15 protein-coding genes are annotated in these 13,819 nt (G+C 67.9%); 7 read left to right on the top strand and 8 right to left on the bottom strand.

Translation table 11 applies throughout. The features are described from left to right. Positions 1 to 216: 216 nt before the first annotated feature. Together AC3WL8_RS12840 and AC3WL8_RS12835 are read left to right on the top strand one after the other, a co-directional pair. Positions 217 to 1,845 (top strand): acyl CoA:acetate/3-ketoacid CoA transferase, encoded by a 1,629-nt coding sequence (locus AC3WL8_RS12840; RefSeq protein ID WP_211980019.1) that lies wholly within the window; start codon positions 217 to 219, stop codon positions 1,843 to 1,845. A 78-nt stretch (positions 1,846 to 1,923) separates the two neighbouring features. Continuing rightward, entirely contained in the window at positions 1,924 to 2,055 is a 132-nt protein-coding gene (locus AC3WL8_RS12835) for a hypothetical protein (protein WP_256449251.1), read from the top strand. A 36-nt stretch (positions 2,056 to 2,091) separates the two neighbouring features. Here AC3WL8_RS12835 and AC3WL8_RS12830 read toward each other — a convergent pair whose 3' ends face one another. Next, on the bottom strand, positions 2,092 to 2,238 hold the full coding sequence (locus tag AC3WL8_RS12830) for a hypothetical protein (RefSeq protein WP_013957519.1): 147 nt from the start codon (positions 2,236 to 2,238) through the stop codon (positions 2,092 to 2,094). A gap of 318 nt (positions 2,239 to 2,556) precedes the next feature. Between AC3WL8_RS12830 and AC3WL8_RS12825 the strand changes: the two genes are divergently transcribed. Then, complete coding sequence (locus AC3WL8_RS12825) at positions 2,557 to 4,059, top strand: DEAD/DEAH box helicase (protein WP_176844223.1); 1,503 nt, start codon at positions 2,557 to 2,559, stop codon at positions 4,057 to 4,059. A 61-nt stretch (positions 4,060 to 4,120) separates the two neighbouring features. Here the strand turns inward: AC3WL8_RS12825 and gluQRS are convergent, their stop codons facing one another. Then, positions 4,121 to 5,047, bottom strand: coding sequence for a tRNA glutamyl-Q(34) synthetase GluQRS (gluQRS, locus tag AC3WL8_RS12820; RefSeq protein ID WP_211980018.1), 927 nt, complete (start codon positions 5,045 to 5,047; stop codon positions 4,121 to 4,123). Between the two features lie 11 nt (positions 5,048 to 5,058). Then, positions 5,059 to 5,979, bottom strand: a complete 921-nt coding sequence (locus AC3WL8_RS12815) for a LysR family transcriptional regulator (protein ID WP_018311622.1) — start codon at positions 5,977 to 5,979, stop codon at positions 5,059 to 5,061. A gap of 153 nt (positions 5,980 to 6,132) precedes the next feature. Here AC3WL8_RS12815 and AC3WL8_RS12810 point away from each other — a divergent pair, with 153 nt between their 5' ends. Then, positions 6,133 to 6,831 (top strand): pirin family protein, encoded by a 699-nt coding sequence (locus AC3WL8_RS12810; RefSeq protein WP_211980017.1) that lies wholly within the window; start codon positions 6,133 to 6,135, stop codon positions 6,829 to 6,831. A gap of 179 nt (positions 6,832 to 7,010) precedes the next feature. Next, on the top strand, positions 7,011 to 8,006 hold the full coding sequence (locus tag AC3WL8_RS12805; protein ID WP_013957514.1) for a CobD/CbiB family protein: 996 nt from the start codon (positions 7,011 to 7,013) through the stop codon (positions 8,004 to 8,006). A gap of 30 nt (positions 8,007 to 8,036) precedes the next feature. On the opposite strand, the gene AC3WL8_RS12800 is transcribed toward AC3WL8_RS12805, so the two are convergent. The 3 genes from AC3WL8_RS12800 to AC3WL8_RS12790 are packed head-to-tail and all read right to left on the bottom strand — an operon-like array spanning position 8,037 to position 10,591. Further along, positions 8,037 to 8,342, bottom strand: a complete 306-nt coding sequence (locus AC3WL8_RS12800) for a putative signal transducing protein (RefSeq protein ID WP_010813618.1) — start codon at positions 8,340 to 8,342, stop codon at positions 8,037 to 8,039. A 33-nt stretch (positions 8,343 to 8,375) separates the two neighbouring features. Further along, positions 8,376 to 9,347, bottom strand: a complete 972-nt coding sequence (rsgA, locus tag AC3WL8_RS12795; RefSeq protein ID WP_013957513.1) for a ribosome small subunit-dependent GTPase A — start codon at positions 9,345 to 9,347, stop codon at positions 8,376 to 8,378. Further along, entirely contained in the window at positions 9,344 to 10,591 is a 1,248-nt protein-coding gene (locus AC3WL8_RS12790) for a M48 family metallopeptidase (protein WP_013957512.1), read from the bottom strand. The genes rsgA and AC3WL8_RS12790 overlap by 4 nt, the downstream gene beginning before the upstream one ends. 225 nt (positions 10,592 to 10,816) lie before the next feature. Between AC3WL8_RS12790 and orn the strand changes: the two genes are divergently transcribed. Then, positions 10,817 to 11,458 (top strand): oligoribonuclease, encoded by a 642-nt coding sequence (gene orn / locus AC3WL8_RS12785; RefSeq protein WP_013957511.1) that lies wholly within the window; start codon positions 10,817 to 10,819, stop codon positions 11,456 to 11,458. A 122-nt stretch (positions 11,459 to 11,580) separates the two neighbouring features. Next, positions 11,581 to 12,462, top strand: a complete 882-nt coding sequence (locus AC3WL8_RS12780; RefSeq protein ID WP_013957510.1) for an AEC family transporter — start codon at positions 11,581 to 11,583, stop codon at positions 12,460 to 12,462. A gap of 62 nt (positions 12,463 to 12,524) precedes the next feature. Here AC3WL8_RS12780 and mog read toward each other — a convergent pair whose 3' ends face one another. Continuing rightward, a complete protein-coding gene (mog, locus tag AC3WL8_RS12775) occupies positions 12,525 to 13,163 on the bottom strand; it encodes a molybdopterin adenylyltransferase (protein WP_211980014.1) in 639 nt (212 codons plus the stop codon). Further along, positions 13,160 to 13,780, bottom strand: coding sequence for a ribosome biogenesis factor YjgA (gene yjgA / locus AC3WL8_RS12770; protein WP_013957508.1), 621 nt, complete (start codon positions 13,778 to 13,780; stop codon positions 13,160 to 13,162). The genes mog and yjgA overlap by 4 nt, the downstream gene beginning before the upstream one ends. Positions 13,781 to 13,819 lie beyond the last annotated feature (39 nt).

Below are 13,819 nucleotides of genomic sequence, written 5' to 3'. Positions count from 1 at the left end.
ATGGCCCACATTTGGGGGATGCCCGCCGTAGCGCGATGCGCCAAGATCAAGGCGCGGGTGATCGAGCAGATTGCCCCGCTACCATTTGAGCCCCGCTGCCTCCCCGGCACGCGGGGCTTTTCTACATGGGGGCCGACGGCGGCTTCGTAAAAACGAAATGCACCGAAAAACGTCTCGCCACCGAAGCGGGACGGCATAACGAAACCGGAGACAGCGATGAAGGTGATCACCGCACGCGAAGCGGCGGCACTCGTGCAGGACGGCTGGACCGTGGCCAGCGCGGGCTTTGTCGGCGCCGGCCATGCCGAGGCCGTGACCGAGGCGCTGGAACAGCGCTTCCTGCAGAGCGGGCTGCCGCGCGACCTGACGCTGGTGTATTCGGCGGGGCAGGGCGACCGCGGCGCGCGCGGCGTGAACCACTTCGGCAATGCCGGCATGACCGCCAGCATCGTCGGCGGCCACTGGCGCTCGGCCACGCGGCTGGCCACGCTGGCCATGGCGGAGCAGTGCGAGGGCTACAACCTGCCGCAGGGCGTGCTGACGCACCTGTACCGCGCCATCGCCGGCGGCAAGCCCGGCGTGATGACCAAGATCGGCCTGCACACCTTCGTCGACCCGCGCACCGCGCAGGATGCGCGCTACCACGGCGGCGCCGTCAACGAGCGCGCGCGCCAGGCCATTGCCGGGGGCAAGGCATGCTGGGTCGATGCGGTCGACTTCCGCGGCGAAGAATACCTGTTCTACCCGAGCTTCCCGATCCACTGCGCGCTGATCCGCTGCACCGCTGCCGACACCCGCGGCAACCTCAGCACGCATCGCGAAGCCTTCCACCATGAGCTGCTCGCGATGGCGCAGGCGGCCCATAACTCGGGCGGCATCGTGATCGCGCAGGTGGAAAGCCTGGTCGACCACCATGAGATCCTGCAGGCCATCCACGTGCCCGGCATCCTGGTCGATTACGTGGTGGTCTGCGACAACCCCGCCAACCATCAGATGACGTTTGCCGAGTCCTACAACCCGGCCTACGTGACGCCGTGGCAGGGCGAGGCAGCAGTGGTCGAAGCGGAAGCGACGCCGGTGGCTGCCGGCCCGCTCGACGCGCGCACCATCGTGCAGCGCCGTGCGGTGATGGAGCTGGCGCGCCGTGCGCCGCGCGTGGTCAACCTGGGCGTGGGCATGCCGGCAGCGGTCGGCATGCTGGCGCACCAGGCCGGGCTGGACGGCTTCACGCTGACCGTCGAGGCCGGCCCCATCGGCGGCACGCCCGCGGATGGCCTCAGTTTCGGTGCCTCGGCCTACCCGGAGGCGGTGGTGGACCAGCCCGCGCAGTTCGATTTCTACGAGGGCGGCGGCATCGACCTGGCCATCCTCGGCCTGGCCGAGCTGGATGGTCACGGCAACGTCAACGTCAGCAAGTTCGGCGAAGGCGAGGGCGCATCGATTGCCGGCGTCGGCGGCTTTATCAACATCACGCAGAGCGCGCGCGCGGTGGTGTTCATGGGCACGCTTACGGCGGGCGGGCTGGAAGTCCGCGCCGGCGAAGGCCGCCTGCAGATCGTGCGCGAAGGCCGCGTGAAGAAGATCGTGCCGGAGGTGTCGCACCTGAGCTTCAACGGGCCCTATGTGGCGTCGCTCGGCATCCCGGTGCTGTACATCACCGAGCGCGCGGTGTTCGAGATGCGCGCTGGCGCAGGCGGAGAAGCCCGCCTCACGCTGGTCGAGATCGCCCCGAGCGTGGACCTGCAGCGCGATGTGCTGGACCAGTGCGCAACGCCCGTGGCCGTGGCGCCGGACCTGCGCGAAATGGATGCGCGCCTGTTCCAGGCCGGGCCCCTGCACCTGTAATCCTGTCATTTGCGGCCGGCACGCCCAGGGAGGTGGTGGCCACGCTGTCGGCCGAGCTAGGCGCTGGCCGATCCGGCCGTGCAGCAGAAAATACTGGGCGCCGGCACGGTGGCCGCTTATATGCCGCCCGAGCAGCTGGCCGCGCGCATGAAGGCCGACTACAGCAAGTGGGGCAAGGTGATCCAGGACAACGGCATCCGCGGCGACTGAGTGATTCGGATGCCGCTTCGGTGGCCCCGCTGAAGTTCAGGCGGGCTGCTGCCCTTGGGGCTGGCTGGCCGGCAGGGCCGGCAATTGCAGTGCCGGCTGGCAGGCGGCCGCGGCCAGGCCAAGGAACTGGCTGGAGGTGCGCAGGAACTGCTGGCAGGTCTGGCGGAAAAGCTCGAAGTCCATGTAGGTCTCGGTGAGATGGGGGTGCGCGGTCCGGCCGTGGCCACCGCGCCGCCGGCATCTTGCGTGGCGGATATGACAGTTTCTTGAAATCCCGCCAGCCTGCGCCGCCTACTGTCGCGCCAGGCGCACGGCGCTGCCAGAATGCCCACTGTGCTGGCAGAGGTGCTAAAATTTAAGTCTTTGATTCTCTTGGCCAAATGCTGCAGCCAGCATGGCCGTGCCGGAACCCTCCCGGCGCCAGGCGAGAGTCAGGGCGAGATGAGTTCCAGACGCGTATCCGTTTGTGCCGGGTTCGCCTCCCGCCAGACACCGATACCCATGACCACTACGAACGCACCAGAAGCCACTACCGCGGGGCAGACCGCCGTGCAGACATTCGACAGCTTCGGCCTGGACGCGCGCATCCTGCGCGCCTTGTCCGAGCAGGGCTACACCACGCCCACCCCGATCCAGGCACAGGCCATCCCGGTCGTGCTGATAGGCAAGGACATGATGGGCGCCGCGCAGACCGGCACCGGCAAGACCGCGGGCTTCGCGCTGCCGATCATCCAGCGCCTGCTGCCGCTGGCCAATGCTAGCGCCTCGCCGGCACGCCACCCGGTGCGCGCGCTGATGCTGACGCCCACACGCGAGCTGGCCGACCAGGTCTACGACAACGTCGCGCGCTACGCCAAGCACACCGACCTGCGCAGTACCGTGGTGTTTGGCGGCGTGGACATGAACCCGCAGACCGATGCGCTGCGCCGCGGCGTGGAAATCCTCGTTGCCACGCCCGGCCGCCTGCTGGACCACGTGCAGCAGAAGTCGGTCAACCTGTCGCAGGTGCAGATGCTGGTGCTGGACGAAGCCGACCGCATGCTCGACATGGGCTTCCTGCCGGACCTGCAGCGCATCATCAACCTGCTGCCGGCGCATCGCCAGACGCTGCTGTTCTCGGCCACGTTCTCGCCGGAAATCAAGCGGCTGGCCTCCAGCTACCTGAAGCACCCGGTCACCATTGAAGTGGCGCGCAGCAACTCGACCAACGAGAACGTGCGCCAGATGGTGTACCTGGTCGAAGACGGCCACAAGCAGGCAGCGGTCGTGCACCTGCTCAAGCAGCGCGCCGAGCAGGGGCTGTCGCGCCAGTGCATCGTCTTCGTCAACAGCAAGATCGGCTGCTCGCGCTTGGCGCGCCACCTGGAGCGCGAGGGCATCAACGCCGCCGCCATCCACGGCGACAAGACCCAGACCGAGCGCATGCAGACGCTGGAAGGCTTCAAGAGCGGCACCATCGACGCGCTGGTCGCCACCGACGTGGCCGCGCGCGGGCTCGATATCCCCGACATGCCGTGCGTGGTCAATTTCGACGTGCCGTACAGCGCCGAAGACTATGTGCACCGCATCGGCCGTACCGGCCGTGCCGGCGCCAGCGGCGATGCGCTGTCGATCTACGTGCCGGGCAATGACGAGCGCTTGCTGTCAGATATCGAGAAGCTGATCAAGCGCAGCATCCCGCGCGGCAAGCTGGAAGGCTTCGACCCGACCGGCGAGCGCGCCCGCCAGGGCGACACCGAGCGCCGCCGCGAGCGTAGTGACGTGCGCCGCGCGCGCGGCAACGGCGAGGGCGAAGAGCGTCCGCGCCGCCACGAGCACAGCGCCAACCGCCAGGTGTTCCGTGCCTCGGATGATCCGTTCTTCTCGCGCCCGTACGAGCCCAGCGCCGCCAGTGTCGCCCAGGCCAAGGCGGCCGATGAAGTGGCCGCTGCGCTGAGCCGCGGCCGCCAGGCGCCCAAGCGGCCGGTGGCTGCCCTGCTGGGTGGCGTGCCGCGCAAGTCCTGATCTGATCCTGCCGTAGCTGAAAATGGCCCGCTTGCGCGGGCCATTTGCTTTTTGAGGGACGCTAGCCGCGCAGGGGCTGCGGCAGCCTGGCCAGCAGTTGGCGCCACCCGTCGGTGGCACGCGCAAGCCAGTCGTTCACACTCTCCGCGTGGTTCGACAACCCCAGGTGGGTGCCGGCTTCGCGCAGCGCGTCCAGCGGTGCGGTGGTGTCGATTGCCTGCGCACCGCTTTGCTTGCTCAGCTTCTCGCCGGTCTGGTTGGCCACCACCGGCACGTGCAGGTAGGCCGGCGTGGGCAGGCCCAGCAGGTGCTGCAGGTGGATCTGGCGCGGCGTGGAGTCGAGCAGGTCGGCGCCGCGCACGATATGCGTGATGCCCTGCAGGCCGTCATCCACCACTACCGCCAGTTGATACGCCCACAGCCCGTCCGCGCGGCGCAGCACGAAGTCGCCCAGTTCGGTTTCCAGGTCCTGGCACTGGCGGCCCTGCCAGCGGTCGTCGAAGCACAGGGTGGCGGCTGGGCCGTCCGGCACGCGCACGCGCCAGGCGCGCGGCAGCTTGCCGTTCAGGCCGTGGCGGCAAGTGCCGGGATAGCCCAGGGTCTGGTGCCGCTCGCGCACGTGCACCAGCGAATCGGCGATCTCCTTGCGCGAACAGCCGCAGGGGTAGAGTTGCCCGGCGGCGTCTAGGCGGCGCAGCGCATCGGCATAGAACGGTTCACGCCGGCTCTGCCATACCGGCGGCTCGTCCGACGTCATGCCCAGGCGTTCCAGTGTGAGCAGGATGTCGTCGTCCGCGCCGCGCACGCAGCGCGGCATGTCGATGTCCTCGATGCGCACCAGCCACTGGCCGCCGTGCGCCCGCGCATCCAGCCAGCTGGCCAGCGCGGTGACCAGCGAGCCCATATGCAGTGGCCCGGTGGGCGAGGGGGCGAAGCGGCCGCGATAGCCGGCTGCCCCGGCAACCGTCGGTACTGCCGTCACTACCATGAGGCCTGCCCTCAGCCGGCGAAGTCGGGTTGCTGCAGCAGCGCCTGCGCCAGGCGCGGGTCTTCCAGCTTGCTGGCCCACCACTGCAGCGCCTTGCCGCGGTTGCTGGTGCGCCAGGCTACCTTGAAGTTGCCGGGCGCGCGCACCTCGACGGTCTCGCGCGCCTGCAGCACGCCGCTTTCGATATGGGGTTGCGCCATCGGCGCCGGCAGCCAGCCGCAGCCCAGCCCGCGGATCTGCGCTTCCAGCTTGTCGCGCATGGTGGGCACCACCAGTACGTCCTGGCCGGCCAGGACGCCGTGGGTGCGTGCTGGCAGGTTGCGCGAGGTGTCGCCCACCGCGACGATGCGGTGCCTGGCGATCTGGATGGTGGTGAGCGGGCCTTCCTCGGTGGCTAGCGGATGGTGCGCCGCCACCGCAAACACGAACGGCATCGAGCCCAGCGGCCGGATCTGGAAGCCCTGCGTGCTGGGCGCATCGTAGGCGCCGCCGATCACCAGGTCGGCGCGGTTGCTGACCAGCGCATCCCAGGCGCCGCCCAGCACTTCCTTGGAAAAGCGCAGCCGGGTGGCGGTGTTCTCGGCATAGAAGTCGTGGATCACCGGCAGCAGCGCGCGGAAGTTGATCAGGTCGTCGACCACGATGGTGAGGGTGGCCTCCCAGCCGGTGGCCAGGCGCTTGACGCGCCGTGCCAGGTCATCGGCGGCATGGAGCAGGTGGCGGCCCTCATCGAGCAGGGCGCGGCCGGCCGGCGTCAGCTCGGCACGGTGGCGGCGTCGGTCAAACAGCAGCACGTCCAGGTCTTCTTCCAGCTTGCGCACCACGTAGGTCAGCGCGGAAGGGACCTTGCCCATCTCGTGGGCGGCGGCTGCAAAGCTGCCCTTGCGTTCAATGGCGTCCAGGACTTCGAGGGATTCTAGTGAGAGGGCCATGTTCAGAAATTCTGAATGACTGCTTCTAAGACGATCCCCGTAAATATACGCCTCAAGCCCTAAACTTCCTAGCATCAAAAGCGAAAACGTATGCCGCGACACGGTTATCAAGCCAGTGCTCGCGGGCAAACAGGCTCAAGGAGGGCCATCAAAATGATTGAAATCAGAAAGTCTGCAGAGCGTGGTTACGCCGATCATGGCTGGCTGAAGTCTTTTCATTCGTTCTCGTTCGCCGACTACTATGACCCGAAGTATGTGCAGTTCGGGCCACTGCGCGTGATCAACGAGGACCGCGTCGCGCCGGGTATGGGCTTTGGCACCCACGGCCACCGCGACATGGAAATCATCAGCTACGTGCTGGAGGGTGAACTGGCCCACAAGGACAGCATGGGCAACGGCAGCGTGATCCGTCCTGGCGATGTGCAGCGCATGAGCGCCGGCACCGGCGTGCGTCATTCGGAGTACAACCACGCCGCGAATGACACCACCCACTTTCTGCAGATCTGGATCATGCCGGCCGAGACCGGTATCGACCCCGGCTACGAGGAAAAGCATTTCGACGCAGCCGACAAACGCGGCAGGCTGCGCCTGGTGGCCAGCGCCGACGGCGCCGAGGGCTCGGTGGTGGTGCACCAGGACGTGCGCCTGTACGCCGGCCTGTTCGATGGCGACGAGGCGGCCACGCTGGCGCTGGCGCCGGGCCGCCGCGCCTATGTCCACGTGGCGCGCGGGCGGGTGACGGTCAACGGCAAGGCGCTTGAAGCCGGCGACGCAGCGAAGCTGGAAGCCGTGGGCGAGGTCGCGCTGTCTGGCGGCGATGGCGCCGAAGTACTGGTGTTCGACCTGCCCTGAGCATCGTTCATTGCCGCATGCAAGAGCCCGCCTTCCGGCGGGCTTTTGTTTTTTGCACCGCGCGCCGGGCCTCGGCAGGTAGCGCTGTGCTATCTTCTCGCTATGCATTGCGCCTGTGCCGGCACATCGCCGGCAAGCCCGGAAGGGCCAGGCGTGCCCTTGGAACACCCCGTACCAAGATGACCTTTGTTTCCATTCTCCTGGCGCTGATCGCTGAACAATTCCGCGCCCTGGGCCGCAACAACCCGATCCACGAGATCGTGCGCGCACTCGGCGACCGTGCGGAACACGCCTTCGACACCGGCCGGCCGCGCGACGCCGCGCTGGCCTGGCTGACCGTGGTCGTGCCGCTGACCCTGGCGGTGATCGTGGTGCACTACCTGCTGGCCTCGATCAGCGTGGCGCTGACGCTCGCCTGGAATGTGCTGGTGCTGTACATGACGTTGGGCTTTCGCCAGTTCAGCCACTTCTTCACCGACATCCACGAGGCCCTGAACCGCGACGACGTCCATACCGCGCGCACGCTGCTGCACGAGTGGACCGGCCTGGACACCGTCGAGATGCCGGTTTCCGAGATCGTGCGGCACACGCTGGAAGCGGCAATCGTCGCCGTGCACCGGCATGTGTTCGGCGTGTTCTTCTGGTTCCTGGTGCCGGTCGGCCCCGGCGGGGTGGTGCTGTACCGCACCGCCGAATACCTGAGCCGCCACTGGAACCAGCCCTCGGCCGAGCGCAGCCCCGCGCTGGGCCGCTTTGCGGCGCGCGCCTTTTATTTGCTGGACTGGGTGCCGTCGCGGCTGACGGCGATCGGCTTTGCCATCGTCGGCAACTTCGAGGATGCGGTCTACGCCTGGCGCAACCATGCGCGCAAGTGGAATGATGCCGTCAACGGCATCCTGCTTGCCAGCGGGGGCGGGGCGCTGGGCGTGCGCCTGGGCACGCCGCTGGCCGAGGACGATTCCACCGTGGTGCTGCGCACCAGCGTGGCCGGCCCGGCCGTGGACTACGCGCCCGGCATGGAAGAGGACAACGGCGGCCCGGAACCGGTGCCGCCCGAATTCGGCACCGAGCCCGGCGTGCGCACGCTGCAGTCGGCCGTGGGCCTGGTATGGCGCGCGGTGGTGCTGTGGATGCTGCTGCTCGCGATGCTGTCGCTGGCGCTCTGGGTCGGCTGAGGGGCGTTTAAAAAACGGTGGGTCGGCGCGCTAGTCGCGGGCCGCGCCGCAGCGCCAGCAGGCGCCGAACTGGGCCTCGTGCCATTCCAGGCAGTGGCGGCATTGCCAGCTGGGCCCCGGCGCCGGGTTGGCGGCGGCATTGAGCACGGCCCACGCCTGCGCTTCCATCTCGTCATCGACCAGCCACACCTGTGGCGCACTCTCCCGGAACGGGATCTCGCCGGTCGCGCCGGCCAGCCAGGTATTGCGCAATTCCGCCCGGATGCCGGCCGCCCGCAGGACGTTCCGGCAATGGGCCGCATGGACGAGGGAAGTGGCGGACAGCAGCAGTTTCATGGCAGCGCACCGGGTAACCCAGGTGCGCTTACCTTACCACGGCTTCTGCTGGTTGGATTCGTGCAGCAACTGCATGTAGAGCTGGTGGCGGCGCTCGGAGATCGCTCCCGATGCGACCGCGGCCAGCACGCCGCAGCCGGGCTCGTTGACATGGTGGCAGTTGTAGAAGCGGCACTCGGTCAGCAGCGGCCGGAACTCCGGGAAGGCGCGTTCGAGCATGCCCTCGCTCAGGTGGTACAGGCCGAATTCCTGGAAGCCCGGCGAATCGATCAGCGCACCCTGGCGGCCGTCCACTGTGCCCCATTCGGCCGGCAGGTGATAGAGCCGCGTGAAGGTGGTGGTGTGCTTGCCGGAGTCAAGCTTGGCCGAGATCTCGCGGGTCTGCGCATCCACGCCCGGAATCAGCAGGTTCAGCAGCGACGACTTGCCCATGCCCGATTGCCCGATCAGGATGCTGGCCAGCCCCGCCAAGCGCGGCTTGAGCGCGGCCAGCGCCTGCGCCGGGTCGGCGCGCACCGACAGCTCCAGCGTGTCGTAGCCCAGCCCGCGGTACAGCGCCAGGCGCCCACGCGCTTCTTCCAGCCGGTCGGGCAGGTCGGTCTTGTTGAGCACGATCAGCGGCCGGATCTCCATCGCCTCGGCCGACACCAGCGCGCGGCCGAGCAGGTCTTCGGAGAAGCCCGGCTCGGTTGCCAGCACGATCACGACCTGGTCGATATTGGCGGCCAGCAGCTTGGACTTGAACTGGTCGGAGCGGTGCAGCAGGTTCTTGCGCGGCGAGGCCGCGGTGATCACGCACTGGTCGGCGGCGGCGCGTTCCACGCTGACATGGTCGCCCACCGCGCAGTCGCTCTTCTTGCCGCGCGGGAAGGCATGCATGCGCGTGCCGTCGCCCAGCTCGACCACATAATGGCGGCCATGGGCGGCGATGATCAGCGCGGATTCGGTGGTCTTGCCGGCATGGCTGCCGCCGCCGGCGTTGCGGTGACGCGTGGCGCGGCTCATGCGTGCGCCAGCAGACGGTCGATCCGCTGCGCGGCGGGCGGATGCGAGTAGTAGAAGGCGCTGTAGAGAGGATCGGGCGTCAGCGTCGAGGCGTTGTCCTTGTACAGCTTCACCAGCGCCGACACCAGGTTGCCGGCATCGGTCTGGTCGGCGGCAAAGGCATCGGCCTCAAACTCATGGCGGCGCGACGAAAGGCTCGACAGCGGCCCCAGCAGGAAGGTGAACACCGGCAGCGCCAGGAAGAACAGCACCAGCGCCAGCGCGTTGTTGGACACGCCGAGGTTGGGCACCACGCCCAGCCCGGTGTAGAACCAGCTGCGCGTGGCCAGCCAGCCCAGCAGCGCCAGGAACACCAGGCTCAGCGCAAAGGTGACGACGATGCGCTTGGCCACGTGGCGGCGCTTGAAGTGGCCCAGCTCATGTGCCAGCACCGCCTCGATCTCGTCGCCCGACAGGCGCTCCAGCAGCGTATCGAAGAAGACAATGCGCTTGGCCGCGCCGAAGCCGGTGAAATACGCATTGCCGTGGGCGCTGCGCTTGCTGCCGTCCATCACGAACAGGCCCTTGCTGGCAAAGCCGCAGCGCTTCATCAGGGCCTCGATGCGCTGGCGCAGCGATTCATCGGTGAGCGGCTCGAACTTGTTGAACAGCGGCGCGATAAAGGTCGGGAACACCACCAGCAGGAACAGGTTGAAGGCCATCCACACCAGCCAGGTCCAGACCCACCATAGCGAGCCGGCGCGCTCCATCAGCCACAGCACCGCCAGCAGCAGCGGCAGGCCCAGCGCGCACGCCACCACCAGCATCTTGGTCACGTCGGCCAGCCACAGGCCGAACGTCATCTTGTTGAAGCCGAAGCGCTCCTCGATGCCGAACTGGCCGTACAGCGAGAACGGCAGGTCGACCAGCCCGCCGATCAGCGCCACGCTGGCCACCAGCGCCACGCCGTAGGCATAGCCCGGGCCGAAAGTGTCCAACCAGGACTGGTTGAGCCACTGCAGCCCGCCGAGCATGGTGAAGCCGATCAGCACCGCGGCCCCGGCCAGCACCTCGAGCATCGACAGCCGGGTGCGGGCGATGGTGTAGTCCGCGGCCTTCTGGTGCGAGGCCAGGGTGATGGTGTCGGCAAAGCGCGGCGGCACCGCATTGCGGTGCTGCGCCACATGCCGGATCTGGCGGGCGGCCAGCCAGAGCCTGGTCAGCACCATCAGCACCAGGGCGGCGAGAAAGACAATCGTGAACATCGGCAAGAGCCTTGTTGTGGGTGCGGGCGCCCGGCATTGTGTGCGGCGGGCGTCCGTTGGACCGCCGGGCCCGGGGTGGGGCGGGCGGCGGTCCGGGATATCCGGAAAACGCCCCGGCGCAGGTGCGCAAACGGCCATTCCGGACGGATATGCGAGAATTATAAATTGTTCGCGCCCGGCCCCGCCGCGGTCGCTTCCCTGAAATCCCTATCTTCCGCAGTCCCGATGACAAGCCAAGCCACCGCCAAATCCGTCAAAAGTGAAAATAACCTGATCTGGCTGGACATGGAAATGACCGGCCTGCAGCCGGATACCGATCGCATCATCGAAATAGCGATCGTCGTTACCGACTCCGAACTCAATATCCTGGCCGAAGGCCCAGTGCTGGTGATCCACCAGAGCGATGCCGTGCTCGACGGCATGGACAACTGGAACAAGGGCACCCACGGCCGCTCGGGCCTGATCGACAAGGTCAAGGCATCGACCCTGACCGAAGAGCAGGCCGAGGCCGAACTGCTGGCCTTCCTCAAGCGCTGGGTGCCGGCCAACAAGTCGCCGATGTGCGGCAACTCGATCTGCCAGGACCGCCGCTTCATGGCGCGCTACATGCCCAAGCTGGAGGCGTTCTTCCACTACCGCAACCTGGACGTGTCCACGCTGAAGGAGCTGTGCAAGCGCTGGGAGCCGGCCATCCACAAAGGCTTTATCAAGCGCCAGCTGCATACGGCGCTGGCCGACATCCTGGAATCGGTCGAAGAACTGCGCTACTACCGCACGCACTTTATCCGTCACACCGCGCCGGGCGCTGCACCGGCCGCCGACGCGCCGGCCGCCGACACGCCCGCCGCCGACACGCCCGCGCAATAACCGGGGCCAGCGGCTCCCAGAACAACAACCCACCACCAGCGACGGGACGCCCGCACCGGGCGGCCACGTTGCCGCCGCCGGGCGCCGCGCGCTGCCCCGGGGCGCGTCCCGCCCGCCTGCCCATGCTTGAGCGCATCGTCTCCATCATCACGCCGGTCATTCTGATCATCCTGGTCGGGTGGCTGTACGGGCGCAAGGCCCATCCGGACATGGCCGGCATCAACCGCGCCACGCTGGACGTGATCGCGCCGCTGCTGGTGGTATCGGCCTTCGTCAGCAAGGATTTCGTGCTGGCCGACCAACTGGTGCTGCTGGGCTGCGCGGTGGCGGTGGTGCTGGGCTCGGGCGTGCTGGCGTGGGCGCTGGCGCGGCTGCTGAAGGCCGATCCGCGCACCTTTGTGCCGCCGATGATGTTCAACAACTGCGGCAACATGGGCCTGCCGCTGTCGGTATTTGCCTTCGGCCCGGCGGGGCTGGCGCCGGCGGTGGCGCTGTTCGCGGCATCGAACCTGATGCACTTCACCATCGGTATGAAGATCGTCAACCGCCATGCGTCGATGGCGCAGATCGCGCGCAACCCCATGGTGCTGGCCACCGTGGCGGGCGTGGCGCTGGCGCTGGCGCGGCCATGGTTCACGCTGCCGGACCCGGTCTACCAGTCGGTCAAGCTGCTGGGCGACGCCACCGTGCCGCTGATGCTGTTCGCGCTGGGCGTGCGGATGAAGGACGTCAGCCTGCGCAACTGGGGCATGGGCCTGGTCGGCGCCGTGGCCTGCCCGCTGACGGGCATCGCGGTGGCGCTGCTGCTGGCGCAGTGGGTGCCGTTGACCGAATTGCAGCGTGGCCTGCTCTTTGTGTTTGCCGCGCTGCCGCCGGCGGTGCTGAACTTCCTGGTGGCGGACCATTTCCGGCAGGAGCCGGACCAGGTGGCGTCGATCGTGCTGCTGGGCAATATCGCCGCGGTGGTGTTCGTGCCGGTGGGGTTGTACCTGGGCTTGCGCTGAGGCGCGGGGAGGGGGGAAGCCCGCAGGCGGGCGCCTGCGGGCGATTGGTGAGATTGGTGAGATTACGCCGCGGGCTTGGCCCGCACGGCGTTCTTCGGGCGCCAGGCCTTGACCACGGCTTCGTCGGTTTCCATATAGGGGCCGCCGATCAGGTCGATGCAATACGGCACCGCAGCAAAGATCCCTTGCACCACGGCCTTGCCATCGGCATCGCGCAGGCCTTCCAGGGTCTCGCGGATGGCGCGCGGCTGGCCGGGCAGGTTGACGATCAGCGCGGCGCGGCTGGCGGTCTCGCGGATCACCGCCACCTGGCGCGACAGGATCGCGGTCGGCACGAAATGCAGGCTGACCTGGCGCATCTGCTCGCCAAAGCCGGGCATTTCCTTGGTACCCACGGCCAGCGTGGCCTCGGGCGTCACGTCGCGGCGCGCCGGGCCGGTGCCGCCGGTGGTCAGCACCAGGTCGCAGCCGGCCACGTCGACCAGGTCGATCAGGGTGCGCGAGATCTGCGCCTGCTCGTCCGGGATCAGCCGCTCCACCGCCTGCCAGGGCGTGGTCAGCGTGCGCCCGAACCACTCGCGCAGCGCCGGGATGCCTTCGTCCTGGTAGGTACCGGCCGAGGCGCGGTCCGAGATCGAAACGAAGCCGACAACGAGTTCGTCGGGATGGTTGCGGACTACCGGCTGCGTGGTCTGGGTCATGCCTCGGGCTCCGGGGTAGGGGGTTGGTCCTCGGCGGCGCCGGCCTTGCCGTCCTTCACGTCCAGCGCCGTCTTGATCGCCTGGAACAGCTCGCGGAAATAGCGCGGCGGCTTGCTTTGCTCCTTTTCCTTGCGCGCGTTGCGGATGGTGTTGCGCAGCGCCTGCACGTCGATGCCGGGATGCTCGGCGAGGAAGCGCGTCAGCGCCGCGTCGTCGGCCAGCAGCAGCTCGCGCCAGCGCTCGATCAGGTGCATGCGGGCGGTTTCGGCCTTGCTGGTGCCCTTGAAGCCCTCCAGCGCTTGCCGGATCACCTCGACCTCTTCGTCCTCGAGGCCGCGCATGATCTTGCCCACGAACTGCATCTGGCGGCGCTTGCCTTCGTGGCTGTTGATGCGGCGGGCCTGGTGGATGGCGTCGGCCAGCGCTTCGGGCATGGGCACGCGAGCCAGGCGGTCCTTGGCCAGCGCTTCCAGCTCGGCGCCAAGGTCCTGCAGGGCGGTCATGTCGCGCTTGCGCTGCGACTTGCTTTTCGGTTCGTCGTCTTCCGGTTCGGGCGCAAAGCCTCCGGGAAAGCGCGAGCCATTCGGATTACGGGAATTTCGCGTCATGCCCGGCATTTTATCTTGCTATGATTGCCGCTTGGACTTTTGATGACA

This window comes from Cupriavidus sp. FW305-F7, assembly GCF_058782875.1.
The sequence above is the reverse complement of the archived record's forward strand: the minus strand, read 5'-3'. Positions and strand labels throughout refer to the sequence as shown.